This window comes from Streptomyces sp. NPDC048603 (assembly GCF_043199475.1).
In the GTDB taxonomy this organism is placed as follows: domain Bacteria; phylum Actinomycetota; class Actinomycetes; order Streptomycetales; family Streptomycetaceae; genus Streptomyces.
On sequence record NZ_JBICVY010000002.1, the window covers coordinates 64,658 to 89,769 of the forward strand.

General features: G+C 72.8%; 27 protein-coding genes. 11 read left to right on the top strand and 16 right to left on the bottom strand.

The window, feature by feature from the left end; translation table 11 throughout:
• The first annotated feature begins 121 nt into the window (after window positions 1-121).
• The gene (locus tag ACGFQ9_RS04015) at window positions 122-1,129 is read left to right on the top strand and encodes a MerR family transcriptional regulator (protein WP_393570944.1); all 1,008 of its coding nucleotides are present in this window, start codon (window positions 122-124) and stop codon (window positions 1,127-1,129) included.
• A 4-nt stretch (window positions 1,130-1,133) separates the two neighbouring features.
• On the opposite strand, the gene ACGFQ9_RS04020 is transcribed toward ACGFQ9_RS04015, so the two are convergent.
• From ACGFQ9_RS04020 to ACGFQ9_RS04050, 7 genes are all read right to left on the bottom strand, one after another.
• Window positions 1,134-1,982, bottom strand: coding sequence for a DUF1295 domain-containing protein (locus ACGFQ9_RS04020; RefSeq protein ID WP_393570946.1), 849 nt, complete (start codon window positions 1,980-1,982; stop codon window positions 1,134-1,136).
• Window positions 1,979-3,403, bottom strand: coding sequence for a class I SAM-dependent methyltransferase (locus ACGFQ9_RS04025; RefSeq protein WP_393570948.1), 1,425 nt, complete (start codon window positions 3,401-3,403; stop codon window positions 1,979-1,981). Before ACGFQ9_RS04025 ends, ACGFQ9_RS04020 begins: the two co-directional genes overlap by 4 nt.
• On the bottom strand, window positions 3,400-4,149 hold the full coding sequence (locus ACGFQ9_RS04030) for a DUF1365 domain-containing protein (protein ID WP_393570950.1): 750 nt from the start codon (window positions 4,147-4,149) through the stop codon (window positions 3,400-3,402). Before ACGFQ9_RS04030 ends, ACGFQ9_RS04025 begins: the two co-directional genes overlap by 4 nt.
• Entirely contained in the window at window positions 4,146-5,441 is a 1,296-nt protein-coding gene (locus ACGFQ9_RS04035) for an NAD(P)/FAD-dependent oxidoreductase (protein WP_393570952.1), read from the bottom strand. The genes ACGFQ9_RS04030 and ACGFQ9_RS04035 overlap by 4 nt, the downstream gene beginning before the upstream one ends.
• Window positions 5,438-6,034 carry an RNA polymerase sigma factor gene (locus ACGFQ9_RS04040; protein WP_393570954.1) on the bottom strand — a complete coding sequence of 199 codons (597 nt, stop codon included), beginning with the start codon at window positions 6,032-6,034 and terminating at the stop codon, window positions 5,438-5,440. The genes ACGFQ9_RS04035 and ACGFQ9_RS04040 overlap by 4 nt, the downstream gene beginning before the upstream one ends.
• 168 nt (window positions 6,035-6,202) lie before the next feature.
• A complete protein-coding gene (locus ACGFQ9_RS04045; RefSeq protein WP_393570956.1) occupies window positions 6,203-7,576 on the bottom strand; it encodes a cryptochrome/photolyase family protein in 1,374 nt (457 codons plus the stop codon).
• Window positions 7,577-7,654: 78 nt separating this feature from the next.
• On the bottom strand, window positions 7,655-9,160 hold the full coding sequence (locus ACGFQ9_RS04050; RefSeq protein ID WP_393570958.1) for an SDR family oxidoreductase: 1,506 nt from the start codon (window positions 9,158-9,160) through the stop codon (window positions 7,655-7,657).
• Window positions 9,161-9,428: 268 nt separating this feature from the next.
• Between ACGFQ9_RS04050 and ACGFQ9_RS04055 the strand changes: the two genes are divergently transcribed.
• The 5 genes from ACGFQ9_RS04055 to ACGFQ9_RS04075 all read left to right on the top strand — a co-directional run bounded on the left by ACGFQ9_RS04055 (window position 9,429) and on the right by ACGFQ9_RS04075 (window position 13,838).
• A complete protein-coding gene (locus ACGFQ9_RS04055; RefSeq protein ID WP_393571834.1) occupies window positions 9,429-10,424 on the top strand; it encodes a polyprenyl synthetase family protein in 996 nt (331 codons plus the stop codon).
• 128 nt (window positions 10,425-10,552) lie between these two features.
• The gene (locus tag ACGFQ9_RS04060; protein WP_393570960.1) at window positions 10,553-11,191 is read left to right on the top strand and encodes a toxin; all 639 of its coding nucleotides are present in this window, start codon (window positions 10,553-10,555) and stop codon (window positions 11,189-11,191) included.
• On the top strand, window positions 11,188-12,399 hold the full coding sequence (locus tag ACGFQ9_RS04065) for an MAB_1171c family putative transporter (RefSeq protein ID WP_393570962.1): 1,212 nt from the start codon (window positions 11,188-11,190) through the stop codon (window positions 12,397-12,399). The genes ACGFQ9_RS04060 and ACGFQ9_RS04065 overlap by 4 nt, the downstream gene beginning before the upstream one ends.
• The gene (locus ACGFQ9_RS04070) at window positions 12,393-13,343 is read left to right on the top strand and encodes a DNA-binding protein (RefSeq protein WP_393570964.1); all 951 of its coding nucleotides are present in this window, start codon (window positions 12,393-12,395) and stop codon (window positions 13,341-13,343) included. The genes ACGFQ9_RS04065 and ACGFQ9_RS04070 overlap by 7 nt, the downstream gene beginning before the upstream one ends.
• A 12-nt stretch (window positions 13,344-13,355) precedes the next feature.
• Window positions 13,356-13,838 carry a DUF3574 domain-containing protein gene (locus ACGFQ9_RS04075; protein WP_393570966.1) on the top strand — a complete coding sequence of 161 codons (483 nt, stop codon included), beginning with the start codon at window positions 13,356-13,358 and terminating at the stop codon, window positions 13,836-13,838.
• Here the strand turns inward: ACGFQ9_RS04075 and ACGFQ9_RS04080 are convergent.
• Complete coding sequence (locus tag ACGFQ9_RS04080) at window positions 13,772-14,812, bottom strand: GlxA family transcriptional regulator (RefSeq protein WP_393570968.1); 1,041 nt, start codon at window positions 14,810-14,812, stop codon at window positions 13,772-13,774. The two genes, ACGFQ9_RS04075 and ACGFQ9_RS04080, sit on opposite strands and share 67 nt — an antisense overlap.
• Before the next feature lie 113 nt (window positions 14,813-14,925).
• Here ACGFQ9_RS04080 and ACGFQ9_RS04085 point away from each other — a divergent pair, with 113 nt between their 5' ends.
• Window positions 14,926-15,525, top strand: coding sequence for a cysteine hydrolase family protein (locus ACGFQ9_RS04085; protein ID WP_393570970.1), 600 nt, complete (start codon window positions 14,926-14,928; stop codon window positions 15,523-15,525).
• Here the strand turns inward: ACGFQ9_RS04085 and ACGFQ9_RS04090 are convergent.
• Entirely contained in the window at window positions 15,498-15,740 is a 243-nt protein-coding gene (locus ACGFQ9_RS04090) for a hypothetical protein (protein WP_393570972.1), read from the bottom strand. The two genes, ACGFQ9_RS04085 and ACGFQ9_RS04090, sit on opposite strands and share 28 nt — an antisense overlap.
• Between ACGFQ9_RS04090 and ACGFQ9_RS04095 the strand changes: the two genes are divergently transcribed.
• A complete protein-coding gene (locus tag ACGFQ9_RS04095) occupies window positions 15,739-16,044 on the top strand; it encodes a chorismate mutase (RefSeq protein WP_393570974.1) in 306 nt (101 codons plus the stop codon). The genes ACGFQ9_RS04090 and ACGFQ9_RS04095 overlap by 2 nt on opposite strands.
• A gap of 82 nt (window positions 16,045-16,126) precedes the next feature.
• Here ACGFQ9_RS04095 and ACGFQ9_RS04100 read toward each other — a convergent pair whose 3' ends face one another.
• A complete protein-coding gene (locus ACGFQ9_RS04100) occupies window positions 16,127-17,275 on the bottom strand; it encodes a glycerate kinase (RefSeq protein ID WP_393570976.1) in 1,149 nt (382 codons plus the stop codon).
• Window positions 17,276-17,606: 331 nt separating this feature from the next.
• Here ACGFQ9_RS04100 and ACGFQ9_RS04105 point away from each other — a divergent pair, with 331 nt between their 5' ends.
• Complete coding sequence (locus ACGFQ9_RS04105) at window positions 17,607-18,122, top strand: NUDIX domain-containing protein (RefSeq protein ID WP_393570978.1); 516 nt, start codon at window positions 17,607-17,609, stop codon at window positions 18,120-18,122.
• A gap of 46 nt (window positions 18,123-18,168) precedes the next feature.
• Window positions 18,169-18,597 carry a hypothetical protein gene (locus ACGFQ9_RS04110; RefSeq protein WP_393570980.1) on the top strand — a complete coding sequence of 143 codons (429 nt, stop codon included), beginning with the start codon at window positions 18,169-18,171 and terminating at the stop codon, window positions 18,595-18,597.
• A 41-nt stretch (window positions 18,598-18,638) separates the two neighbouring features.
• Here ACGFQ9_RS04110 and ACGFQ9_RS04115 read toward each other — a convergent pair whose 3' ends face one another.
• Together ACGFQ9_RS04115 and ACGFQ9_RS04120 are read right to left on the bottom strand one after the other, a co-directional pair.
• Window positions 18,639-19,154: a methylated-DNA--[protein]-cysteine S-methyltransferase gene (locus ACGFQ9_RS04115; protein ID WP_393570982.1), complete on the bottom strand. Its 516-nt coding sequence runs from the start codon at window positions 19,152-19,154 to the stop codon at window positions 18,639-18,641.
• Between the two features lie 44 nt (window positions 19,155-19,198).
• A complete protein-coding gene (locus ACGFQ9_RS04120) occupies window positions 19,199-20,686 on the bottom strand; it encodes an AlkA N-terminal domain-containing protein (RefSeq protein WP_393570984.1) in 1,488 nt (495 codons plus the stop codon).
• 156 nt (window positions 20,687-20,842) lie between these two features.
• Here ACGFQ9_RS04120 and ACGFQ9_RS04125 point away from each other — a divergent pair, with 156 nt between their 5' ends.
• Window positions 20,843-21,616, top strand: a complete 774-nt coding sequence (locus ACGFQ9_RS04125) for a YqjF family protein (protein ID WP_393570986.1) — start codon at window positions 20,843-20,845, stop codon at window positions 21,614-21,616.
• Window positions 21,617-21,683: 67 nt separating this feature from the next.
• Here the strand turns inward: ACGFQ9_RS04125 and pssA are convergent, their stop codons facing one another.
• The 4 genes from pssA to ACGFQ9_RS04145 form a co-directional block, all read right to left on the bottom strand.
• Window positions 21,684-22,571, bottom strand: coding sequence for a CDP-diacylglycerol--serine O-phosphatidyltransferase (gene pssA / locus ACGFQ9_RS04130; protein ID WP_393570987.1), 888 nt, complete (start codon window positions 22,569-22,571; stop codon window positions 21,684-21,686).
• Window positions 22,558-23,214 (bottom strand): phosphatidylserine decarboxylase, encoded by a 657-nt coding sequence (locus ACGFQ9_RS04135; protein WP_365102566.1) that lies wholly within the window; start codon window positions 23,212-23,214, stop codon window positions 22,558-22,560. The genes pssA and ACGFQ9_RS04135 overlap by 14 nt, the downstream gene beginning before the upstream one ends.
• Window positions 23,215-23,391: 177 nt before the next feature.
• Window positions 23,392-24,597 (bottom strand): acyl-CoA dehydrogenase family protein, encoded by a 1,206-nt coding sequence (locus ACGFQ9_RS04140; RefSeq protein ID WP_365102569.1) that lies wholly within the window; start codon window positions 24,595-24,597, stop codon window positions 23,392-23,394.
• 2 nt (window positions 24,598-24,599) lie between these two features.
• Window positions 24,600-25,112: a MaoC family dehydratase gene (locus tag ACGFQ9_RS04145; RefSeq protein WP_136212900.1), complete on the bottom strand. Its 513-nt coding sequence runs from the start codon at window positions 25,110-25,112 to the stop codon at window positions 24,600-24,602.

Below are 25,112 nucleotides of genomic sequence, written 5' to 3' on the forward strand. Positions count from 1 at the left end.
CATCCGGGAGCGGCCCGTTGACCGAAGAGCGGGCGGAGCCCGTCCGGAGGAAGCGGTCGCCCGTCCCGGGCCCTTCCCCGTCCGCGCAACGCGCAACGTCCGTGCTCGTCAAGGTGGTGACATGACTGATACGCCGTACCGCATCACGACCGGGGCCGTGGCCAGACGGCTCGGGGTCTCGCCCTCCACGCTCAGGTCCTGGGAGCGGAGGTACGGCATCGGCCCGGCGGCGCGGGAGGACGGACGGCACCGCCGGTGGGCCCCCGCCGACATCGCGATGCTGGAGGACATGTGCCGGCTCACCACCTCCGGTGTGCCCCCGGCCGAGGCGGCCGGCGTGGCACTGGCCCGCGCCGGCCGGCCTGCCGCGGCGGGTACCGCACCGGCAGCCCCCTCGGGCCGCCCGCGACCGGCCCGAGGCCCGGGATCGGGCAACGGGCTGCTGCTCGGCGACGTACGCCACGAGTTCCGGGGCCTGGCCCGGGCCGCCGTACGCCTGGACAGTCCCACCATGGACGAGCTGCTGGCGGAGATGGTCGCCGCACACGGACTGGTGACCGCCTGGGAGGAGGTGATGGCGCCGACCCTGCACGCGGTGGGCCGCAAGTGGGAATCCTCCGAGGACCGTTACGTCGAGGTGGAGCACCTGCTGTCCTGGCACATCTCCACGGCCCTGCGGCGGCTCGTCGGCGACGCCCCGCCCGGCGGGCGGGAGACCGCTCCGGTGCTGCTGGCCTGCGTTCCCGGGGAACAGCACACCCTCCCCCTGGAAGCGCTCGCCGCCGGCCTCGCCGAAAGCGGTACGCCGACGCGCATGCTGGGTGCCGCGGTCCCGCCCGAGGCCCTGAACGCGGCGGTGCGGCGGCTGGGCCCCTCCGCCGTCGTCCTCTGGTCCCAGTCGCGCGACACCGCCAGCCACGCGCTGGCCCGCCACGTCGTGGACACCCGCTTCGGGGTCAAGGGCGCCCGGACCCGGCCGCTGGTGCTGCTGGCGGGCCCCGGCTGGGGCACCCGGGCCCTCGCCCGGGGGATGCTCCGCCCCGGCGGGCTGCGCGAGGCCCTCGACGTCCTCGCCCGCCACTGCGCCGCACCGCCCGGGGCCGGACCGGCCCCGGGGCGAGCCGGCTGAGCGTTCACCGGGTCCCGTCGGAGGGCCTGGCGGAGGGCCCGGCGGAGGAGGGGCCCCGGCGTGGCGGCCGGGGCAGGAACCCGCTGGTGCGGGCCTTGTAGTCGGCGTAGCCGGGGCGGCCCGCCATATGGGCCTCCAGGAGCCGCTTTCCGCTTCCCCAGACCAGCAGTCCGGTCATCACCAGCGGCGAGACGAGGGTGAGGGCCGCGGTCGCCCACGTCGCGCACGCCGTCAGGTACAGGCCCCACCAGACGAGGAAATCGCCGAAGTAGTTGGGGTGCCGGGTCCAGGCCCAGAGCCCGCGGTCCATGATCCGCCCCCGGTTCGCGGGGTCGGACCTGAACCGCGCGAGCTGGTGGTCGCCCACTGCCTCGAACCCCACACCCACGGCCCACAGCCCGAGGCCGAGCACCAGCAGGGCGTCGACACCGGCGGTCAGGTACGCCGCGGCCTGCACCGGCAGCGAGACGAGCCACACCAGCGCGCCCTGGAGCAGGTAGACCTTGCGCAGCGCGTACCGGGCCGGGCTGCCCGGAGCACGCGCGAGCATCCTGGCGTAGCGGGGGTCCTCGCCGTGGCCGCGGGCGCGGCGGGCGATGTGCAGCGCCAGCCGCAGCCCCCACACACAGGTGGCCAGGGTGACGGCGAGCCTGCGGACGTCGTCCCCCTGGCCCGCGGACAGGACCCAGCCGACCAGGGCGACGGCTGCGAACGCGATGCCCCAGGCGATGTCGACGATCCGGTGGACCCCCTTGCGGAGGGCGACCGCGAAGGTGGCCAGCATCACCGCGAGGGCCGCTCCGGCCGAGGCGGCCAGATTGACCGCGAACGCGCTCCAGCTGATCGTGGTCATCGCGGACCTCCCGCTGCGGGGCCGTCGGCGACCAGCCGGAGCTGGCGCACGTCCAGGTACCGGGAGCGGAATCCCGCCTCGGAGTAGGCCAGGTACAGCTCCCACATGCGCCGGAACACCCGGTCGAAGCCGAGGGCGGCGACCGCTGCGGACTCCCGGAGGAACTTCTCCCGCCACAGCCGGAGGGTCTCGGCGTAGTGGTCGCCGTAGCCGGTGTCGTCGGTGATGCGCAGACCGGCCGCGGCGCTCTCGCGGGCGATGGCCTCCCGGGACGGGATGAGCCCGCCGGGGAAGACGTATTTGCCGATCCAGGTGTGCGTGCGGGCCGTGGCCCTCATCCGCTCGTGCGGCATGGTGATGGCCTGCAGGGCCACGCTGCCGCCCGGCGCCAGCAGCCGGCGCAGCGCAGCGAAGTACGCCGGCCAGTACTCGGCACCGACCGCCTCGATCATCTCCACGCTGACGACCGCGTCGAACCGGCCCTCGATCCGGCGGTAGTCGCGCAGCTCGACGGTCACCCGGTCGGACACCCCCGCGGCGGCGATCCGCCGCACGGCCAGGTCGCGCTGCTCCTCGGAGAGGGTGACGGTCAGGACGTCCGCGCCCCGGTGCGCGGCGCGGACGGCCAGTTCGCCCCAGCCGGTGCCGATCTCCAGCAGGCGCGTCCCCGGGCCAGCCCCGGCCAGGTCCAGGATCCGGTCGATCTTGCGGTGCTGGGCGGCCGTGAGGTCCTCCGGCGTGGCGGGGAGCGTGTCGAAGACGGCCGAGGAGTAGGTCAGGCCGGGGTCGAGGAAGAGGGCGAACAGGTCGTTGGACAGGTCGTAGTGGCGGTGGACGTTGTCGCGGGCCCCGGCGGGGGTGTTGCGCTCGCGGGCGGGGCGCCGGTGCACCCAGGCACCGCGGAGCCGGCGCAGCGGCGCCGGTACGAGGCCGTCGACGTGGGAGGCGAGGACGGTGAGGGCCGCCACGAGGTCGTCGGCGTCCCACTCGCCGGCCATGTACGACTCGCCGAAGCCGATCAGGCCGTCCGCGCCGATCCGGCGGTGGAACGCGGCCGGGGCGTGCAGGGTCAGGCTCGGGGGTGGGAAGGCCGGAGCACGACGGCCGGCAGGTCCGGCGGGTCCGGTGGGTCCGGTGGGTCCGGTGGGTCCGGTGGGTCCGGGGATGATGCCGCCGGCCGTCCCGGAGTGCCGTACGCGCAACGGGAGGCCGCCCAGGGCGTGTCCGACGACCCGCCGGGCGACGGCCGTCCGCAAGGCCGAGGCGCGCGGGAGGCGGGCGACATCGGGCCAGCGCACCGGGTCGACGGCCGCATCGACAGCCGGATCGACGGCTGCCTCGACGGCCCGGCCGATGGTGGAGCCGATGGCGGGTGCCACGGCCGGGCCGGCGGCGGGGACGGGCGGCGGGGAGGCGGTCACAACATGCCCTCTCGGGTCGGGGGAGCGGGCCGGGGCCGGACGGGCAGCCCCTTGAGGTACAGGCGGATGCCGTGCCACCGGATGCCGAGGGTGACGGCGAGCGTGGACCACGGGTGCCCCAGCGCTACCCGGAGCAGGGAACCCGCCCGGGCCGGCCGGCGCCCGCCGCGGACCGTCGCGGTCAGGGGCCGGGTGCCGTCGTCCCGGCGGAGCTGCACGGTCAGGTCGAGCCGGTCGCCGGGCAGCGGCAGCCGCATCCGGTAGGAGCCCCGGACGTCGAAGAACGGCGATACGTAGAACTCCTTGGCCACGTCGGCCCGTCCGTCCGGGTCGGGCCGGAGCAGGTAGCAGTGCCGTTCGCCGTAGGTGTTGTGCACCTCGGCCACGACACACACCGGGCGGCCGGTGCGGTCGTGGCACCAGAACAGGGTCAGGGGGTTGAACACGTGGCCGAACACGCGGGCGTGGGCGAGCATCAGCGCCCGGCCGCCGGCGTCCGTCACCCCCCGGGCGGCCAGGAACGCGTCCAGGCCGGCCCGGAGGCTGGGCGCCCCGCCGCCGAAGTGGTCCCGGGCCTCGAAACGGGCGAGCGGCCGCAGTGCGCGGGGCAGCCGCGGCAGGTCGTCGACGTCGACCAGCCACAGGTAGGTCCGCCGGCGCAGCGCGTGGCGCACGGGGTGGACGCGGACGTGGACGACCTCACAGGGATAGAGCGAGGGGACCGGGGCCGTGGGAGGAGAGATCACCAGCGCACCCCCAGGGACCGGGCCGCTTCGACGCCGGAGCGGCAGCCGTCCTCGTGGAACCCCCAGCCGTGGTAGGCGCCGGCGAACGCCGTCACGGACGAGGCGAGGCGGGAGAGTTCGTGCTGGGCGGCGACGGACCGGCGGGTGTGGACGGGGTGTTCGTACACCATGCGGGCGAGGACCGTGCTCTCGTCGATGAGGCCGTCGCCGGGGTTGAGGGTGACGATGTGGGGTTCGTCCGTGTCGAGCCGCTGGAGACGGTTCATGTCATAGCTGACCTGCACGGATCCGGGACGTGCCGTGCAGGCCGGGATCCGGTGGTTCCAGCAGGCCCGGGCGTGCGGCGAGACGGGGAGCACGGACAGGTCCCGGTGGAGCACGGTCGGGTTGCGGGAGTACGTGAACGCTCCCAGGAGCCTGCGCTCGTCGGGGGTGGGGTCGGCGAGGATGCGCAGCGCCTGGTCGGGGTGGACGGCGATGACCACCGCCGCGTGCTCGGTGGTGTCGCCGTCGCCGGTGGTCACGCGGGCGCGGTCCGCCCCGCGCACGACCGCCCGCACGGGGGTCGCCGTACGGACCGCGGAGAGTCCCTTGGCGGCCTTCTCGACGTAGGAGGCGGAACCGCCGGTGACCGTCTTCCACTGCGGGGATCCGGTGACGGACAGCAGGCCGTGGTGGTCGAGGAACCGGAAGAGGTACGCCGCGGGGGAGCCGAGCGCGGCGTCCGCGGCGCACGACCAGACCGCGGAGACCAGCGGGACGGCGAAGTGCCCCGTGAAGTACGGGGTGAATCCCCCGCGTTCCAGGAAGGTGCCGAGGGTGGCGGTGTCGTCGCCGGAGGCGAGCAGCCGGCGGGCGGCCCGGTGGAAGCGCGGGACCTCGGCGAGCATCCGCAGGTGCCGGCCGCGCAGCAGGTTGCCGCCGCCGAGGAGGCCGCGCGGGCCGCGGGCACCGGCGTACTCCAGGCCGCAGCCGTCGCAGCGGACGGACATGCTCATCTCCGCGTCCCGGGTGACCACACCCAGCTCGCGGAAGAGGCGCAGCAGATGCGGATAGGTGCGTTCGTTGTGGACGATGAAGCCGGTGTCGACCCGGACGGTGCGGCCCGCGCGGCCGGCCGGTTCGTGGGTGTGGGCATGGCCGCCGAGCCGCTCGTCCGCCTCGTACAGGACCACGTCGTACCTGCGGGACAGCACGTGGGCGGCGGTCAGGCCGGCGACGCCCGATCCCACCACGCCGACGCTGGGCCGGTTCGGCCGGTTCGGCCGGTTCGGCCGGTCAAGCCGGTTCATGACGTCCCCCTCGTGCTCGGGGCGAGGCGTACGCGCAGCCGCAGCAGCCCGCGGCGGCAGTGGGCCTTCACGGTGCCCAGCGGCATGCCGGTCCGCCGTGCGATCTGCACCTGCGTCAGGTCGCCGAAGTAGGCGAGTTCCAGGACGTCCCGCTGCGCCCGTGGCAGCCGCTCCAGTTCGTTCGTGACCACGACCCGGTCGAGGAGCCGGTCGGGGTCACCGCCCGGGGCCGCGGGGATCCGCGCTCCGTCGGTGGCCGCGGCCACGAGTTCCAGCCTGCGGGTACGGTCGGACAGCGCGTCGGCGATCTTGTACCGGGCGATGCCGACCAGCCAGGCCCCCACCGGTCCCCGGTCGGGGCGGTAGCCGGTGCGGCCCCGCCAGGCGGCCAGGAACACCTGCTGGGTGACGTCCTCGGCCTCCAGGCGGTCCCCGATGGTGCGGCTCGCCAGCGCGTGGACGAGCCTGCCCCAGCGCAGGTAGGCCAGCTCCAGACAGCGTTCGTCACCGGCTGCGAGCCCGGCACCGATCTCCTCGTCGGTCGCCTCGCCCGGGGACGGCAGGACCGCGCCCGCCGATCGCGCTTCCGTCATGACGATTCCTCCTCATGCCCGGGGCGGGGTGCGCCCGGCCCTCTCAGCCTCCGCCGGGCGAAATCGTCATTTCAAGTCGCATCGTTTGTGCATAGGTTTGCCCTGAGGCGCTGCGAGGGGCAGTGCGGCCGGGGGAGGCCGGGGGGCGGCCGGGTGCCGGGCGGTGGCTCAGTCCCGGCCGCGCGCGTGCCGGAAGCGTTCCAGGCCCTCGGCGAGCGTGACGATCGGGTCGGGATAGTCCCGGGAGGCGAGCTCCAGGCCGCCGAGCCGCCACGGCTCGTGCACGAACGGAGGCTCCAGACCCTCCAGTTCGGGAACCCAGCGGCGGACGTAGCGTCCGGCGGGGTCGTACTTCCGGGCCTGCAGAACGGGGTTGAGGACCCGGTTCGGCCGGGTGTCGGTGCCCGTGCCCGCCACCCACTGCCAGTTCAGCTGGTTGTTGGCGACGTCGGCGTCGACGAGATGGTCGAGGAAGTGGCGGGCACCCTCCCGCCAGTCGATGTAGAGCGTCTTGGTGAGGAACGACGCCACGAGCAGCCGGCCCCGGTTGTGCATCCAGCCCTCGTGGAGGAGCTGACGCATGGCGGCGTCCACCACGGGATATCCGGTGCGGCCCTCCTTCCACGCCCGCAGGTCCGCCTCGGCCTGCTTCCCGCGCCGCCAGCGGTCCTGCCGCGGCCGGTAGTCCGCCCAGGCCACCGCCGGCCGGGCGCTGAGCACCTGGTGGTGGAAGTCCCGCCAGCACAGCTGGCGCAGGAAGGCCTCCGCGCCCGGGCCGCCCCGCGACCGGGCGCGGTACGCGGCCTCGGTCGCCGACACGGCCCCGAAGTGCAGGTACGGGGAGAGGCGGGAGGTGGCGTCGGCCGCGAGATCGTCGTGCACGTCCTCGTAGGAGTCGGCATGGCGGGACAGCCAGGAGGTGAGCCTGCGGCGACCGGCCCGCTCGCCGCCGGTCACCAGCGCCTCCGCGGTGCCGGCGACACCCGCCCGGGAGGGGACCTCCTCGGACCGGACACCGTCGGGCAGGGACACCGCGCGCGGGGCCGCCAGCGGAGCGCGCAGCGGCCGCGCCGCCCACCGCCGGTGGTACGGGGTGAACACGGCGAAGTGGTCGGAGCCGGCGGGCGTGACCTCCCCGGGCGGAACCGCGGTGAGCACCCCCTCGTGGACGTAGAGGCGGCGACCCTCGGATTCCAGCGCGTGGCGCAGCCGCTGCTCCCGGTCGTGGGCGAAGGCGCTGTACCCGGCCGACATGTGCACCTCGTCGGCGTCGGCGGCGCGCGCCACGGCGCAGACCTCCGCGACCGTGTCGCCGTGCCGCACCACGAGCCGGCCTCCCCGCTCCCGCAGCGCGGTGTCGAGGTCGGTCAGGCAGTCGGCGAGGAAGGCGAGCCGGTTCGGGGCGGCGAAGCCGGCCCGGTCGATGGCCGGGTCGCGTACGAACAGCGGTACGACCCGGGGCGATGACGCCAGCGCCGCCCGCAGCGGCGGATGGTCGTGGAGGCGGAGGTCCGAGGTGAACAGGACGACCGAGACGTTCACGGAGCCACTCCGGGGGTCGGGCACCGCCGCGTGTTGCTTCGGTGCGGGCGTTGTGCGGGGTTTCGGCCCGTCGGGCCGTCACGGATGCATCCGTTCCGCGGTCTGGGCGATCCTGCGGGCCATCCCGCCGAACACGACGGAGTGGAAGGGCGCCACGCTCCACCAGTAGAGGTGCCCGGCCAGGCCGTGGGGATGGAACAGGGCCCGCTGCCGGTAGCGCGCACCGCCGTTCCCGTCGCTCTCTGCGCGCATCTCCAGCCAGGCCAGTCCCGGCAGCCGCATCTCGGCGCGCAGCCTGAGCATCCGGCCCCTCTCGATCTCCTCCACCCGCCAGAAGTCCAGGGCGTCGCCGACCCTGAGCCGGGACGCGTCGCGACGACCCCGGCGCAGGCCCACCCCGCCGGCGAACCGGTCCAGCCAGCCGCGTACCGCCCAGGCGAGCGGGAACGAGTACCAGCCGTTCTCACCGCCGACCCCCTCGATGACGCGCCACAGGGCGGCGGGGCCGGCGGCGACCTCCTGTTCCCGCTCGTCGGTGTAGAGGCTGCCGCCGGCCCAGTCGGGGTCGGTGGGCAGGGGGTCGCTGGGGGCTCCGGGCAGGGAGGCCGAGGACCACCGGGTGACCACCTGGGCGTCGCGTACGCGCTGCAGGGCGAGGGCGAGGGCCTCGTCGAAGGGGAGGGGCGTGCCGGGCGGGTCGGGCACGTGGGCGGCGATGTCGTGCCCGTCGCACACCACCTCGCACCGCAGCGACTCGGCCAGCGGGCGGGCGAGCGCGGCGGGCACGGGGGTGACCAGGCCGATCCAGTGGCTGGACAGGCGCGGGGTCAGCATGGGCACGGGCAGGATCAGACGACGGGGCAGGCGGGCGACGGCGGCGTAGCGCTCCATCATCTGCCGGTAGGTGAGGACGTCGGGCCCGCCGATGTCGAAGGCCCGGCTGACCTCCGAGGGCATACGGGCGCTGCCGACGAGGTAGCGCAGGACGTCGCGGACGGCGATCGGCTGGACCCGGGTGCCGACCCAGCTCGGGGTCACCATGACGGGCAGGCGTTCGGTGAGGTAGCGGAGCATCTCGAAGGACGCCGAGCCGGATCCGATCACCACGGCCGCACGCAGGACGGTGGTCGGGACCCCGGAGTCGAGCAGGATGCGGCCGACCTCGGCCCGGGAGCGCAGGTGGGGGGAGAGTTCCCGGTCGGGGACGCCGGCGGGGGTGAGGCCGCCGAGGTAGACGAGGCGGCGGACCCCCGCCGCGCGGGCCGCGTCGGCGAAGGTGCGGGCCGCGAGCCGGTCCTTCTCCTCGAAGTCGCGCCCCGCGTTCATGGAGTGCACCAGGTAGTAGGCCACCTGCACGTCCCGCAGCGCGGGGAGCAGGCTCCGGGCGTCGGTGACGTCACCGCGGACCACCTCGACGCGGTCCGCCCAGGGGTGGTCGCGGAGGTTGGCGGGGGTGCGGGCGAGACAGCGGACGCGGTATCCGGAGTCGAGCAGTTCGGGGACGAGCCGGCCGCCGATGTAGCCGCCGGGGCCGGTGACCAGACACCGTTCACCGGTGGGCGGGGTGAGAGAACCGGTGGGCATGGGATGGGACTCCTCCTCCGGTGGTGGGGAAGGCCGCCCCGCGAAGGAGACGGATCCTCGTGTGTCTTCCGGTCACCCAGTCTTCTGGTGTGAGGCCCGGGACGGATGCGGCCGCGCCGAGGCGATCACGCCGGGGCGATCGCGTCCCGGCCGTGTCCGGAAAACGCTCTGGATCGGCTCCGCCCGGAATGATCGAATCTTGGCCATGGCGCCGCCGCACCGGCGCCCACCTCACATCTGAACAGGGGGAGCGGTCGGGTTGGACTCCATGACGTACGAGGACCTGCACCGCGAGGTCTCGGCGGACATCGACGCGGAGATCGACTCCGCGCTCCTGGGCCTCGGCCCGGCCGCGGACGGGGTGCGTGCCGCGATCCGCAGGCTCCTCGACCACCAGAAGTTCGCGTATCCGCTGTCCGTCCTGCCGATGCTCGTCCACGGGGTCGAAACGGGTGCCACCGCGCCGGCCGCCCCGCTTTCCGCGGTGCACGTGCTGTGGTGGACGGCGGCCTGCTACCTCGACGACCTGGCCGACGGGCACGGCGCCTCTCCCGCTTCCCACCTCGATGCGAACGAAACGATACTGGCATCGGTGATCTGCGGAAATGCGCTTCCCGTCCGGCTGATTCAGTCCCAGCGGCTTCCGGATCCCGTGCGCGGCGCACTGATCGCGGAACTCATGAATGGCTGGATCACTGCCGTCGAAGGGCAGTTGGCCGACATGCGCGGAGACATCACCCGCGCGACCCGGAAGTCGGTCGCCGCGGCATACCGCGCCAAATCCGGCGGACCGCACGCGATGATAACCGCCATGGCCGCCATATTGGCCGGCAAGGACATCCGGAGAACGGAACTCTGGCGCGATTTCGGCGATGTCTTCGGCATCCTGTGGCAGATCTTCAACGACCAGTGGGACATCACCGCCGGACGCAACGAGGACCTGCGGAACGGCACCGTGACCTATCTGCTCGCCTCCCTCCTCGACGACGCGTCCCCCCGGCTGCGACGGAACGTACTGGAGCTGTCTGAAGCGGCACGGGCCTCCGCCGGGGCGCGGTCGGAGCTCCTGGCCCTGCTGCTCGCACCCGCCACCCTCGACCGGTACTGCGAGGGCGTCGAGGCGCACCGCACCCAGGCGCACCGCATTCTCGACGAACTCGGCGGTAACGAACGCCATTCGGCCGCGTTGCGCCGGCTCGTCGACATGTCGGCGCAGATGCTCCTCACCGCCGGACCCCATTCCGCCGAGGTCCGGGCCGGCTGATCCCGGCGCCGCCCGCTCAGCACCGAAAGATAATGGCCGAATGGAACTCGGCCTATCCGTTCACCTGTTGGGCGTATGGCATCATGACCGCGCGAGGGCGGCCGCTGGGGTTCGCCGGAGGACTGAGAATGAAGTTACCTGGCTCTGCGACACCGGCCTCGGAGGACCGGCTGCTCAGGCGTCGCCTGAAGAAAGTACGCCGCGCCTGTGAGGAACTGCTCGCGGAGTGGGGTATGGAGCACGGCTGCGGTATCGACGAACTCCACCGGTATCTGAGCGAAGAGCGCGGGCGCCCCATCCATCTGGTCCCGACTTCCTTCCCCGAACGCCATCTCTTCGGCATATGGCTGAAATTGGACGACTTCGACGTCGTCGCATTCGAGAAGTCCGCCTCGCCGTCACACAAAGAACACATCATCGCCCACGAGCTGTCGCACATCGCCTTCGAGCACCGGGGCTCGGTGCAGCCGGACGGCGGTGATCCGGGCCGCGGGCTGACGGACGTCGACCCGGCTGCCGTACGGGGGATCCTCATGCGCTCCCGCTACAGCGACGACGAGGAGCAGGAGGCCGAGACGATGGCCTCGCTGATCCTGGCCAGGGCGACCAAGCGCTGGGTGGAGCCGGTCTGGGCCCTCCCGGATGAGGCGGCCGACATCGTGGCCCGCATCGAACACGGCATCGGCGGCAACAGCAGCGGCGGCAACGGCAGCAGCAGCAACGGCAACGGCAGCGGCAACGGAAACGGCAAAGCGGACCACACGTGACCCTGATCTACGGAATCCTCGCCTGGGTATGCGCCTTCGTCGGTCTCGCGGCCTTCGCCTACCGCCTCCCCGACGCACTGCGCCGCAAGGGAGACATCGCCCTCTGGGCGCTGTGCGTCTACTTCCTGTGCTCCGGCATCAGCTTCCTCGTCGACCTGGACCTCCTCCGGCTGCACATCTCCGCCTTCTTCGGACTGCCGAACATCACCTCGCTCATCACCCAGGTCGCCGTCGTCGTCCTCACCGCCGCCCAGCAGGTCGTCCTCGTCCACTGGTCCTCGCCGCCCGTCGAAGCCCGCCGTGAGGCCCGCCGCCGCGTGCTCTTCTTCGGCGTCCTGCTCGTCGTCCTGGTGATCGCCTCGATCGCCGTCGGCCCGGTCACCAAGGCGGAAACGGCCACCTCGACGATCCTGCTCAGCATCCAGGACGGCCGCTACGCCCTCTACATGACCTTCTACCTGCTGATCTGCGCCATCGGGCAGTTCGAGACCGTGCGGCTGTCGCTCCGTTTCACCAAGATGGCCAACCGCCAGTGGCTGGCCGTCGGCATGCGCACCGTCACCGTCGGCGCCGGTCTCATCCTGGTCTACTGCGTCACCCGGGGCATCCAGATCGCCGGCACCCGGTTCCACTACGACGGCGCGGTCCTCGACCCCGTCCAGTGGTCCTGCGGCAGCATCGGCGCCCTGCTCCAGGTCACCGGCTGGACGATCCCCTCCTGGGGCAACCACATCTCCCGGACCGCCGGCTGGATCCGCAGCTACCGCTGCTACCTGCGGCTGCGCCCCCTGTGGTGGGCACTGCACCAGGCGACCCCGGACATCGCCCTGGACCCGCCGCGGTCCTGGCCGCGCGACCTCGTGCCGCCCCGGGACCTGCACTACCGCCTCTACCGGCGGGTCATCGAGATACGCGACGGCCAGCTGATGCTCCGCACCTCGCTCTCCCTCGCCGAGTTCTCCGACCTGGCCCGCTCCCTGGAACTCCCCGAGGACCCGACCTCGCCGCTCGGGGAAGCGCTCCAGCTGCGCGCCGTCCTCGGCCGCCCGGCCGAGGAGCGGGCCGAGCGCGCGGAAAGCGGCGAGGAGTCCGACATCCCCGCCCGCCCGCCGCACGAGGACTTCCGCGACGAGGTGGAATGGCTGACCAAGGTCGCCTCCTCCTTCTCCTCCCTGGCCGGGCAGGGCGCGAGGACCGGGGCATGGTGACCGGCCCGACGCCCCCGACCCCGCCCCCGCTGTCCGCCCCGGACCTGATGCGCGTCACCGGGCACCTGCTGGCCCTCGACGCCGGGCCCGGCGCGACCACCGCGGTCCGCGCGGCCCGCGAGGCGGTACGGAACGTCCCCGAGCTCACCACCGACCCGGCATACCCGCGCGGGGCCGACACCGACCGGACCGCCGCCCTCGCCGAACTCTGCGAGGTCATCGGCTGGATCCTGTTCGACGCCGGACTCCACCGGCAGGCCGCCCGGGCCAACGCCCGCGCCCTGGCCCTCGCGGAGCTCTGCGGCGACCACCGGACGGCCCGGCTGGTGCTGCTCAACCACAGCATGCTGCAGACCCACACCGGACACGCGCGGGCCGCCCTGAGGTCCGCCGCCCGGGTCGTCACGCCCCGCACCCCCCACCGGGTCGGCACCCTCGTCCTGATCCGCCGCGCCCATGCCACGGCCGTGCTGGGCGGACACGCCGAACCCCTGGACCTGATCGCCCGCGCCCGCGCCCGCTTCGAGGACGGCATCTCCCGCCACGACCCCGCCTGGGCCTGGTGGATCGACGAGGCCGAGCTGACCGGCCACGAAGGCTGGGTGCACGCCCGGCTGCGGCGGTGGGACCGGGCCGTCCCGCTCCTGCACGAAGCGGCCACGGCCCCCGGGCCCGCCTACCGGCACCTGTTCACGGCGGAGCTCCTGTCCGCCCTGGCCCGGGCCGGGGCCTGGACCGAGACGGCCGACCTGATCGCGGACATCGCACCGCGCGTCACCGGCATCGGCTCCGTACGGACCCTCGAAACCCTCGGCAGGACGGCGGCCGGCCTGCGCCGGCACCCCCGTACTCCCGCACCGCTGCGTGATGCGGCGGTCCACCTCCTGGAGTCCCTGCCCGCTCCCGCGGCCCGCACCGCCGCCTCCGCCCCACACGACCGATAGGAACCCGACACCATGCGCCAGATACGCATCACCATGCCCGCGGCGGCCGTCCTCCTGGCCTCCGCGCTCGTCCTCACCTTCGGGAGACCCGTCTCCGAGGTCGCCTTCGGCACGCCCGCAGCCTCCGCCTCCGCCGCGGACCGGGAGACGGCCGCGCAGGCGGGCGCGCCGTGGATCTCCACGCACCTCTACTTCGGCACCGGACGGCACAACGGCCACCCGCCCATCACCGACGAGGAGTTCAACAAGTTCGTCGCCGAGGTGATCACGCCGCGCTTCCCGTCCGGTCTGACCCTCCAGGAGGGCCGCGGCCAGTGGCGCGACCGCGAGGGCGACATCAACCGGGAGAAGTCCTGGGAACTGACCGTGATGTACCCCACGGCGGAGGCCCACCGCAGGAACGCCGACATCGAGTACATCCGCGACCGCTACTGCGACCTGTACGAACTGGAGTCCGTCGGCCGCGCCGACGTCCGGGCACTCGTGGACTTCTGACCCGGCGCCGGCTCTTCCCGGCCGCGCGCCGCCGCCCGGTAGGCGCGCGGACCGGAGCCCACCGCGGCGGAGAAGTGCTGGCGGAACGTCACCTCGCTGCCGAACCCGGCCCGCCGGGCCACCTCGGCCACCGGATGGTCGGTCCGTTCCAGCAGCCGCCGCGCCTCGTCGAGCCGCCGGTCCAGCAGCCAGCGGTGCGGGGTGGTGCCCGTCTCCGCCCGGAAGTGCCGGGCGAAGGACCGCGGTGACATCCCGGCCCACGAGGCCAGCGTCGCCACGTCCGGCGGCTCGTGCAGCCGCCCCAGCGCCCGGGCCCGTACGGCGGCCAGCGCCTCGGCCGTACGGGCCGCGGCCGGCACCGGGCGGTCCAGGTACTGGGCGGTGGCACCGGTCCGGAACGGGCCGGTGACCATCGTCCGGGCCACCGCGGCCGCCACCTCGGAGCCGTGCGCCTCCCGCACCAGGTGCAGACACAGATCGATCCCGGAAGCCACCCCGGCCGAGGTCCACAGCCCGCAGTCCGCCACGAACAGCGCGGCGTCCTCGACCAGCACCGCCGGGTGCCGTTCCTTCAGTTCCGCGAGCAGCGACCAGTGGGTCACCGCCCGCCGCCCGTCCAGCAGCCCCGCCTCGGCCAGCACGAACGCCCCCGCGCACAGGGCGGCGATCGGTGTCCCGCGCCGGTGCGCCTCCCGCAGCGCCTCCAGCACCGCCCCGTCCGTCGGCCCGGCCGGATCGGAGAGTGCCGGTACGACGACCAGATCGGCCCCGGCCAGCCAGTCCAGCCCCCGGTCCGGCGTCAGCGTCAGCCCGTCGGCCAGCGGCAGCGGATCCGGCCCGGCCGCACAACGGCGCAGCTCGAAGGCGGGCACCCCCGGCCGGACACGGCCCGGCGGTCCACCCCACACCTCGTTGATCACGGCGAGGTCGAAGCTGCGGACCCCGGGCCGGGCGACGAGTGCGACGCGCTGCATGCCCCCATCCTGCCAGCCGCTCCCCTGCCATCCTGCCAGCCGGGCAGGATCCCATCGGTTCCCGTCCGGAGCACCGCTGTTTCCGGCCGCCGGCCTTCACCAGGATGGGACCCATGACGACGACAACGGACGGCATCGCCCTCGACCCGAACGCGGCCCTGGTGGTCATCGACGTGCAGCAGGGCTTCGAGGACTCCGCCTACTGGGGCCCGCGCAACAACCCGGGAGCCGAGGACAACATCACGGCCCTGCTGGACGCCTGGCAGCGCACCGGCCGCCCCGTGGTCCTGGTCCGCCACGACTCGGTCCACCCCGACAGCCCGCTGGCCGCCGGCACCCCCGGCAACGCCTTCAGGGACTTCGTGGAGAAGCGGCGCGCCGACACCGCCCTCCTGGTCACCAAGACGGTCAACTCCGCCTTCTACGGCACCCCCGACCTGCAGGAATGGCTGACGGCGGCGGGCATCGGCCAGCTGGTCCCGGTGGGCATCCAGACCAACATGTGCGTGGAGACCACCGCCCGGATGGCCGGCAACCTCGGCCACCGGGTCCTCCTCCCGCTGGACGCCACGCACACCTTCGACCTGGCCGGCCCCGCCGGGCTGCACCTGACGGCGGACGAACTGGCCACGGCCACCGCCGTCAGCCTGCACGGCGGAGGCTTCGCCCAGGTCGTCACGACGGCTCAGCTGCTCGCGGCCACGGCCGAGTAGTCACGCACCCGGACCGGCTCGGTCCGGGTGTTCTCCGGCGCGCCGGCCGCGAGCATGTCCAGGACCTCCTGGGTCGGCGCCAGCATGAAGAACCGCTCGGCGCCCTCCCGCCCGAGAGCCTGGTGCTCCGCCACGTAGCCGCGCATCTCCCGCTCGTAGGCGGCGAACGCCGCCGCGTGGTCCCCGCCGCACTCGGCCGGCGAGAATGGGATCATGACATCGACCACGCCAACGTACGGATCCCTGAACGAAGTTCGCACCGGCATCGACGCGATCGACGCCGAGCTGGTCGGCCTCCTGGCCCGCCGCCAGACCCTGGTCCGGGCAGCGGCCGGATTCAAGAAGGACGAGGACGCCGTACGAGCCCCCGACCGGGTGGAACGCGTCGTCGCCGCGGCCCGCGCCAAGGCCGAGGCCGAAGGCCTGGCCCCGGAGGTCGCCGAAGCGGTCTGGCGCGCCATGATCACGGCCTTCATCGACCTCGAACTCACCGAACACCGCGCCACGACCCCCCGCTGACGCGCCGGAGGCCCGGATCCGGGGGAATCCCCGGCCCGGGCCTCCGTGCGTGCCGTACGGCGGCGTCAGCCGTGCGCCGGTGTCAGAGGACGTCGGCGGCGATGTTCGCCGCGACCTGCTCCAGCAGCGGACCCGCGTCGGCGATGCACTTCGCCGTGTCCGGCTCGATCTCGGTCAGCGGGTACGCGCGGCGGATGCCCGCCGCCTGCAGGGCCTCCTGCTGCAGGAGGAGACGGCCGCACACCGCCACCACCGGCTTGCCCGCGGCCCGCGCGGCCGCGGCCACGCCCGCCGGGGCCTTGCCGTGCAGGGTCTGCTCGTCCAGCGAACCCTCGCCCGTGATCACCAGAGTGGCCCGCTCCAGGGCCGGCGCGAAGCCCAGCACGTCCAGCATCAGCTCGATGCCGGGGCGGAAGCTCGCACCGAGCAGCAGCGCGCCGTAGCCGATGCCACCCGCACCGCCCGCGCCCGGGGAGGCCGCCAGCTCGGTGGCCTTCGGGCCGATCGCCTTCGCCAGCACCTGGGCGTAGTGCCCCAGTGCCGCGTCGAGCGTCGCCACGTCCTCCGGCGAGGCGCCCTTCTGCGGGCCGTACACCGCGGCGCAGCCCTTCGGGCCGGTCAGCGGGTTGTCCACGTCGCTGGCCAGGACGAACTCCACGTCCGCGAAGCGCGGGTCCACACCCGACAGGTCCGCCGACGCCAGCTCGGCCAGCGCACCGCCGCCCGGGCCGACCGGCTCGCCGTTCCCGTCCAGGAACACCGCGCCCAGCGCCGCCAGCATGCCCGCGCCGCCGTCGGTGGTCGCACTGCCGCCCACGCCGAACACGATCGTGCGGGCACCCGCGTCCAGCGCGGCCTTCAGCACCTCACCCGAGCCGTACGTGGTCGCGGTCAGCGCGGCGAAGACCCCCTTGGGCAGCAGCTGCAGCCCGGACGCCTCCGCCATCTCCACCACGGCGGTGCCGTCGCGCAGCGCGAAAGCGGCCGTGACCTGCTCGCCGAGCGGGCCGGTGACCCGGACCTCCCGGCGTTCGAAACCGGCCGCCACAGCAGCCGCGACCGTGCCGTCGCCGCCGTCCGCGACGGGGAGGGTCTCGACCTCCACGCCCGGTACGGCCTTGCGAAGACCCGCCGTCACCCGCTCCGCGACCTGTACGGCCGTGAGCGAGCCCTTGAATTTGTCCGCGGCGATAAGAACGCGCGCGGCCTCAGTTACTGCTCCGTCCGTCACCTTGCTTGATCCCTTGCTATCGAACGTGCAGTCGCGCCAACCCCGAGGGTATCCGGAGGATCCTCCTATGCGCATGGGTGGCCTGGGTCACGCCACGCCCTGACCCGGCGCACCATACCGCTAAATGGGGAAAATCCGTCCCATAGTGGGGCCGCATGAGTGCGGAATCACGGGAACAGTCACGTCCGGTCGACCCCACCGCGCCCCGAGACGGGCCGGCGGGCGACGCTCCCGACCGCATCGTGGCCGCCGCCGTGGCGGCCGCACCGGCCGTGGTTGCCCACAGGGTCCGGCCCGGGAACCGGCCTGCCGGGCCCGTTAGGGTGGCCGGGTGACCACCACCGACTCCGCCGCAGCCGCAGCCTCCTACGCCGCCTACCTCGCGAGTCTGCCCCGGGTGCTCGCCGGGGCCGCCGCACTGTTCCGGGACGACGCGGGCCGGGTCCTCCTCGTGGAGCCCAACTACCGTGAGGGCTGGGCCCTCCCCGGCGGCACCATCGAGTCCGACGAGGGCGAGACCCCGCGCACCGCCGCCCGCCGCGAGACCGCCGAGGAGATCGGCCTCGACGTCCCGATCGGCCGTCTCCTCGTCGTCGACTGGTCGCGCGACCCCGGCCGCCCGCCGTTCGTCTCGTACGTCTACGACGGCGGCGTGCTCGACGAGGCACAGCTCGCCGCCATCGAGCTGCAGGAGGCCGAGCTCATCTCCTGGAAGCTGGTCGAGCCCGCCGAGCTCGGCGCCTACCTCCCCGCCTGGCTCCGCAGCCGCATCGAAGAGGCGTGCCGGGTCCTGGAAACGGGCGCGGGCACCACCGAACTCGAGGACGGCCGTCCGGCCCTTGCCTAGCCCGGCAGTGACACGGCGCCTACACCGAGCAGGACAGAATCAGCACATGATCACCATGTACGCCTGGCCCAGCACCGCCGACGGACCCGATGCCCTGCCGATGGTCCACTTCACCACCGAGGAACAGTCGGGCGGCGAGGTCACCCCCGACGGCCAGCCCGTCTGGCTCTTCGACGCCGCCATCCGGGAGGGCGGCTGGGCCCACTTCACCGACTACGACGGCTGGTCGCAGGCCGCTCCCGGCTGGATGGCCGAGTACCGCCGGCACGACGACGTCCTGCTGGTCAGCGGCCCCGGCGCCTGCGAGGGCTGGTACCAGGGCACCATCGGCGCCACCCCGGAGTGGATCACGGCCGCCGCCACCCAGCAGAGCATGGTCATCATGGCGGCCCCCGTTCCGCACCCGTCGATGTACAACTACGCCGTCGAGATGGGCGTGGGCTTCGCCCTGCTCGTCCCGGTGAACGTGGTCTAGCGAGCGAAGCCCGGGCCACGCGAGACCCGCCGGCCGGCCCCTCAGCCCGCCGGCAGGGTCCGCTCGCCCGCCTCGAAGGCGAGCAGCCGCTGCTTACGGTCCAGCCCGCCGCCGTAGCCCGTCATGCTGCCGGACGCCCCGATCACCCGGTGGCACGGCACGATGATGGTCACCGGGTTCTTGCCGTTCGCCAGCCCCACCGCCCGGGACGCGTTCGGCTTGCCCAGCCGTTCGGCCAGCTCCCCGTACGACCAGGTCTCGCCGTACGGGATCCGCTGCAGCTGCGCCCACACACTGCGCTGGAAGTCGGTGCCCTCCAGGCGGAGCGGCAGGTCGAACTCCGTCAGCCGTCCGGCGAAGTACGCCTCCAACTGCCGCACCACCTCCGGGAACGGCTCCTCCGAGGCCGCCACCCGCTCACCGAAGGACTCCTCCGACGGCCGGTGCCGCTGCCCCTCCATGTACATGCCGCTCAGGACCCCCTCGGTGGCCACGAGGGTCAGCGGCCCGTACGGACTGTCGACGACGGTGTACTGCCTGCGCTGCGTGCTGTTCACGATGCTTCTCCGTGGATCGGGAACTCGGGAAAGAAGGAAGGGGGTCAGACCGGAAGCCGGTTGATCGGATGGTCGTCGGTGGCCCACAGGTACTGGACCGCGTACGCCCGCCACGGCCGCCAGCCCGCCGCCCGCGCCGTCAGCGCGGCCGGTGACGAGGGCAGGCCCAGCCCGGCCGCCGCCCGCCGCACCCCCAGGTCGGAGGGGAGGAACGCGTCCGGATCACCCAGCGCGCGCATCGCGATCACCTCGGTGGTCCAGGGACCGAAACCGGGGAGCGCGGACAGCCGCGCCCGGGCCGCCTCCCAGTCGCTGTCGATGCCCAGCGGCAGCGAGCCGTCGGCCAGCGCCCCGACCAGGGTCATGAGGGTGCTCCGGCGGCTGCGCGGCAGCGCGAGCGTCTCCGGGTCGAGTCCGGCCAGGGCCTCGGGCGAGGGGAACAGGTGGGTCAGCCCGCCGTCCGGGTCGGGGTCCGCCACCGCCTCACCGTGCGCGGCGACCAGCCGGGCCGCGTGCGTCCGGGCGGCCGCGGTCGACACCTGCTGACCGAGCACCGCCCGTACGGCGAACTCGGCCGCGTCGACCGTACGCGGCACCCGGCGCCCGGGAGCCTTGTCCACCAGCGGCGCCAGCAGCGGATCGGACCGCAGCTGCTCGTCCACCGCCTCCGGGTCCGCGTCGAGGTCCAGCATCCAGCGGCACCGGCTGATGGCGATGGTCAGGTCCCGCAGGTCGGTCAGCGCCAGCTGGCACCCGATGTGGTCCGGCTGCGGGGTGAGGGCCACCACCCCGGTCCCGTACGGGAGCCGCAGCGTCCGGCGGTACGCACCGCCGCGCCACTCCTCCACACCCGGGACCGCGGTCGCGACGAGGTGCCCGAACAGGTTGTCGGGGTTGAGCGGGGCCCGGTACGGCAGCCGCAGCGAGAGCACGCCGGGCGTCAGCGGCCGGGAGCAGCCGCCGCTGCGGGCCGCCGCCCGGGTCCGCAGCTCGCCGGGCGTCAGCGCGAACACCTCGCGCACCGTCTCGTTGAAGCTGCGGATGGACGAGAACCCGGCGGCGAAGGCGATGTCGCCCATGGGCAGCGCGGAGGTCTCGATCAGCAGGCGCGCGGTCTGCGCGCGCTGCGCCCGGGCCAGGGCCAGCGGGCCGGCGCCGAGCTCCGCGCTGAGCTGCCGCTCCACCTGGCGGGTGGAGTACCCGAGCCGCGCGGCGAGCCCCGGCACGCCTTCGCGGTCGACGACCCCGTCCCGGATCAGCCGCATGGCGCGCGCCACGGCGTCGGCCCGCGCGTTCCACTCGGGCGATCCCGGGCTGGTGTCGGGCCGGCACCGCTTGCAGGCCCGGTAGCCGGCCTGCTGGCAGGCGGCGGCACTGGGCAGGAAGGTCATGTTCTCGACCTTGGGCGGTACGGCGGGGCAGCTGGGCCGGCAGTAGATCCGGGTGGTCCGGACCGCCGTGAAGAACCAGCCGTCGAACCGTGCGTCCTTGGACTGCACGGCCCGCACGCAACGTTCGGTGTCGGTGTACATGGCTCCAGCATCGGGGTGGGGGGAGGGGTCCGGCTGGCGGTTTTCCGACATCAAGGGTACGGCGGGGCCGGGCTCGGAGGCCCGCTCGGCGGAGCCCCGCCGCCGGGCCCGCGCCGGTTGGCCGGGGCGGGGGAGGAGGCGTTCGGGCGGACTGGGATGCTGTCCGGCGTGACGCTCACACCGGTAGAACCGATAACGGCCGATCCACCCCACTCCATCCGGATGCCCCTGCTCACCCAGTCCTGGCTGGACCTGGCCTTCCTGCACTGGGCGGCCGATCCGGCCGACGTCGCTCCACTGCTTCCGCCCGGCACGGTCCCCGACACCCTGGACGGGGTGACCTACGTGGGGCTGGTGGCCTTCAGGATGCACCGCGTGGGGTGGTTCGGTCTGCCCGGCGTCCCGTACCTCGGCACGTTCCCCGAGACCAACGTGCGCCTGTACTCGGTGGATGCCCACGGGCGCCGGGGTGTGGTCTTCCGCTCGCTGGACGCCTCGCGGCTCATACCCGTGGTGGTCGGGCGAGCCGCGTTCCGGCTTCCGTACCTCTGGTCCCGGATGTCCGTCCGGCGGGACGGTCCCACCCTCACGTACACGAGCAGCCGGCGCTGGCCGGGCCCGAGCGGCGCACGGAGCCGGATCGCGCTCCGGGTCGGCGAGCACGTCGGGGAACCGTCCGAGCTGGAGCACTTCCTCACCGCCCGCTGGGGTCTGCACACCGCCTTCTTCGGGCGGCCGCTCTACCTGCCGAACGTCCACCCGCGCTGGCCACTGCACCGCGCCGAGCTGATCGAGTACGACGAGGACCTGGTGGTCGCGGCCGGGCTGCCCAGGCCCGCGGGCGATCCGGTCAGCGTGCTGTACTCGCCCGGGGTTCCGGTCAGGTTCAGCCGGCCACCGCGCCGCCCCGCGGGGATCCCCACCCCCTGAGCGCACGCGAGAGGGCCCCGGATGCCTTATGGCATCCGGGGCCCTCTCGTTGCGTCCACGGCGGGAGCTACGGCAGCTGTGCCGCCCGCGCCTCGCGGCGGTTGTGCCGGAAGGTGTTGACCCGGCGGGTGGTCGCGAACAGCGGGATGGTCGCGGCCAGGACGATCTGCAGGGCGCAGCCCGTCTGGAGCAGCAACTGCCCGCCCGGGGCGTCGAACGCCCACGCGGCCAGCAGGCCCATCGCGCTGACGATCCAGCTCAGCATCGCCACGGCCAGCACGCCCCGCGGCTTCGGGTACTCGACCCGGCTCACCATCAGCCACGCCACCCCGATGATCGCCAGCAGGGTGGGCGGGAAGGGGAGCTCCAGCAGGACGATGGAGACGACCGTCAGGGCGCCGAAGGGGCTCGGCATGCCCTGGAACATGCCGTCCTTCATCGTCACACAGCTGAATCTCGCGAGTCTGAGCACGACCGCCAGCAGCACCACGATGGCCGCCAGTGCCGACACGCGCTGGTGGGCGTCGTCCGCGACCATGCCGTACACGAGTACGAAGTAGGCCGGGGCGAGACCGAAGCTGATCAGGTCGGACAGGTTGTCCAGTTCCGCACCCATCGGCGAGCTGCGCAGCTTGCGTGCCACGAGCCCGTCGAACAGGTCGAAGACCGCGGCGAGCAGCATCAGTATGACGGCGGTCGCAGCGCTGTGACGCGCCATGCCCGTCTCGTCACTGCCGGTGAGGTGCGGGATCAGGATCCCGGTGGTGGTGAAGTACACCGCCATGAACCCGCAGGTGGCGTTGCCGAGGGTGAGGGTGTCCGCTATCGACAGCCGCAGCGAGAGGGGCATCTCCTCGCCGTCGGCCTCCTCCTCCGCCGCCACCTGGGGAACCCACTCGGATCCGTCCGGGTCGGCCTTCGGTTTGGTGCGTGATTCGGGATCAGTCACGGTCAATGCGAGTCACCCCCGCGGTCGTGGCCTGACCGACCTCGACCGCGACCTCGACGCCCTCGGGGAGGTAGATGTCGACGCGCGAGCCGAAGCGGATCAGACCGATCCGTTCGCCCTGCTCCACCTTGGTGCCGGCCGGCACGTAGGGCACGATCCGACGGGCGACCGCGCCGGCGATCTGGACCATCTCGATATCGCCGAGCTCGGTGTCGAAGTGCCAGACAACGCGCTCGTTGTTCTCGCTCTCCTTGTTGAACGCCGGGACGAACCCACCGGGGATGTGCTCCACGGACGTCACCGTGCCCGCCAGGGGCGCGCGGTTGACGTGGACGTTCAGCGGGCTCATGAAGATCGCGACCCGGGTCCGTCCGTCCTTCCACGGCATGATGCTCTGCACCACACCGTCGGCGGGCGAGATGACCCGGCCCTGGGCGATCTCTCGCTCGGGGTCGCGGAAGAACCACAGCATGCCCGCCGCGAGGGCGGTGGTGGGCACGGCCGCCGCGGCCCAGCGTCCGGACTTGCGGGCCCGGGTGAGGCTGAGCGCCGCGGTGGCGACGGTCGGCAGAAGCCACGGCGATGCTCCGCGCGCGAGGCGTACGCCGAGGAGGCTGTCGCGAGGTGCAGAGGTTTGGCTGTGGGGCATGGATGACCTTCGTAGCGGGTGATTGCCGCGCCGCAAACGGGGGGACGGGACGGCGGCTTTACTGGAATGCTATCGGTTGCGCGCAACAACTGGGCAAGCCAGAAGCCGAGTCGAGTCCCTCTGGCCAGTGACTGGATGTGACCCTTTTCGCTCCCAAACGGGAGCGAATTGGGACATTCAGCTCTGGACCCGGTACTCCTCGAGCAGGCGTCGCCCAATGATCATTTTCTGGATCTCGGCGGTACCTTCACCGATCAGCAGCATCGGCGCCTCCCGGTAGAGCCGCTCGATCTCGTACTCCTTCGAGAACCCGTAGCCGCCGTGGATACGGAAGGCGTCCTCCACCACCTCCTTGCAGTACTCGGAGGCGAGGTACTTCGCCATCCCTGCTTCGAGGTCGTTTCGTTCCCCGGAGTCCTTTTTGCGTGCTGCGTTGACCATCATGGCATGAGCGGCCTCGACCTTGGTAGCCATCTCGGCCAGCTTGAACTGGATGGCCTGGTGCTGGGCGATCGGCTTGCCGAAAGTGTGACGTTGCTGGGCATATCCGACACCCAGTTCGAAGGCACGCTGCGCGACGCCGCAGCCACGCGCCGCCACGTTGACGCGGCCGACCTCCACGCCGTCCATCATTTGGTAAAACCCTCGGCCGGTGACCCCGCCCAGGACCCGATTGGCCGGAATGCGCAGTCCGTCCATGATGAGCTCGGTCGTGTCGACGCCCTTGTAGCCCATCTTGTCGATCTTGCCGGGGATGGTCAGGCCCGGACGGACCTCGCCGAAGCCGGCCTCCTTCTCCACCAGGAAGGTCGTCATCGACTTGTGCGGGGCCGTGCCCTCCGGGTGTCCTTCGTCACTCCGGACCAGAACGGCCACCAGCGTGGAGGAGCCGCCGTTGGTCAGCCACATCTTCTGGCCGTTCAGGACGTACTCGTCGCCGTCCTTCACCGCCTTCGACGTGATCGCCGACACATCGGAGCCCAGTCCCGGCTCGGACATGGAGAACGCGCCCCGCACCTCGCCCAGCGCCATCCGGGGCAGGAAGTGGTCCTTCTGCTCCTGGGTGCCGTGCTGCTTGAGCATGTACGCGACGATGAAGTGCGTGTTGATGATGCCGGAGACCGACATCCAGCCGCGGGCTATCTCCTCCACGCACAGCGCGTAGGTGAGCAGCGACTCACCCAGGCCGCCGTACTCCTCGGGGATCATCAGCCCGAAGAGGCCGAGCTCCTTGAGGCCGTCGACGATCTGCTGCGGGTACTCGTCGCGGTGCTCGAGCTCCGTCGCGACCGGGATGATCTCCTTGTCCACGAACTCGCGGACGGTCTTGACGATCTCCTGCTGGACCTCGGTGAGGCCGGCGGTCTGGGCGAGTCGTGCCATGACTACTTCCCCTGTTCCTTGAGCTGGGGGCGGCCGGGCTGCTCGCCGCCGCGCTCCTTGATGTACGTCTCGGTCGGGACCATCACCTTGCGCCGGAAGACGCAGACCAGGGTGCCGTCCTGCTTGTAGCCCTTGGTCTCCACGTAGACGATCCCGCGGTCGTTCTTCGACTTCGACGGGGTCTTGTCCAGGACCGTGGTCTCGCCGTAGATGGTGTCGCCGTGGAAGGTCGGCGCCACGTGCCGCAGCGACTCGATCTCCAGGTTGGCGATGGCCTTGCCGGAGACGTCCGGCACGGACATGCCGAGCAGCAGGGAGTAGATGTAGTTGCCCACGACCACGTTCTTGCCGAAGTCCGTCGTGTTCTCGGCGTAGTTCGCGTCCATGTGGAGCGGGTGGTGGTTCATCGTGAGCAGACAGAAGAGATGATCGTCGTACTCGGTGACGGTCTTCCCGGGCCAGTGCTTGTAGACCGCCCCGACCTCGAACTCTTCGTACGTGCGTCCGAACTGCAT

Bases quoted from the DNA above. Each gene is read 5' to 3' on its own strand.
- ACGFQ9_RS04110 (WP_393570980.1), top strand. From the start codon at position 18,169: ATGATCACCATGTACGCCTGGCCCAGCACCGCCGACGGACCCGATGCC.
- ACGFQ9_RS04125 (WP_393570986.1), top strand. From the start codon at position 20,843: ATGCTGTCCGGCGTGACGCTCACACCGGTAGAACCGATAACGGCCGAT.
- ACGFQ9_RS04070 (WP_393570964.1), top strand. From the start codon at position 12,393: ATGGTGACCGGCCCGACGCCCCCGACCCCGCCCCCGCTGTCCGCCCCG.
- ACGFQ9_RS04040 (WP_393570954.1), bottom strand. From the start codon at position 6,034: ATGACGGAAGCGCGATCGGCGGGCGCGGTCCTGCCGTCCCCGGGCGAG.
- ACGFQ9_RS04015 (WP_393570944.1), top strand. From the start codon at position 122: ATGACTGATACGCCGTACCGCATCACGACCGGGGCCGTGGCCAGACGG.
- ACGFQ9_RS04075 (WP_393570966.1), top strand. From the start codon at position 13,356: ATGCGCCAGATACGCATCACCATGCCCGCGGCGGCCGTCCTCCTGGCC.
- ACGFQ9_RS04120 (WP_393570984.1), bottom strand. From the start codon at position 20,686: ATGTACACCGACACCGAACGTTGCGTGCGGGCCGTGCAGTCCAAGGAC.
- ACGFQ9_RS04060 (WP_393570960.1), top strand. From the start codon at position 10,553: ATGAAGTTACCTGGCTCTGCGACACCGGCCTCGGAGGACCGGCTGCTC.
- ACGFQ9_RS04085 (WP_393570970.1), top strand. From the start codon at position 14,926: ATGACGACGACAACGGACGGCATCGCCCTCGACCCGAACGCGGCCCTG.
- ACGFQ9_RS04135 (WP_365102566.1), bottom strand. From the start codon at position 23,214: ATGCCCCACAGCCAAACCTCTGCACCTCGCGACAGCCTCCTCGGCGTA.
- ACGFQ9_RS04050 (WP_393570958.1), bottom strand. From the start codon at position 9,160: ATGCCCACCGGTTCTCTCACCCCGCCCACCGGTGAACGGTGTCTGGTC.
- ACGFQ9_RS04095 (WP_393570974.1), top strand. From the start codon at position 15,739: ATGACATCGACCACGCCAACGTACGGATCCCTGAACGAAGTTCGCACC.
- ACGFQ9_RS04140 (WP_365102569.1), bottom strand. From the start codon at position 24,597: ATGGCACGACTCGCCCAGACCGCCGGCCTCACCGAGGTCCAGCAGGAG.
- ACGFQ9_RS04035 (WP_393570952.1), bottom strand. From the start codon at position 5,441: ATGAACCGGCTTGACCGGCCGAACCGGCCGAACCGGCCGAACCGGCCC.
- ACGFQ9_RS04145 (WP_136212900.1), bottom strand. From the start codon at position 25,112: ATGCAGTTCGGACGCACGTACGAAGAGTTCGAGGTCGGGGCGGTCTAC.
- ACGFQ9_RS04090 (WP_393570972.1), bottom strand. From the start codon at position 15,740: ATGATCCCATTCTCGCCGGCCGAGTGCGGCGGGGACCACGCGGCGGCG.
- ACGFQ9_RS04080 (WP_393570968.1), bottom strand. From the start codon at position 14,812: ATGCAGCGCGTCGCACTCGTCGCCCGGCCCGGGGTCCGCAGCTTCGAC.
- ACGFQ9_RS04020 (WP_393570946.1), bottom strand. From the start codon at position 1,982: ATGACCACGATCAGCTGGAGCGCGTTCGCGGTCAATCTGGCCGCCTCG.
- ACGFQ9_RS04055 (WP_393571834.1), top strand. From the start codon at position 9,429: ATGACGTACGAGGACCTGCACCGCGAGGTCTCGGCGGACATCGACGCG.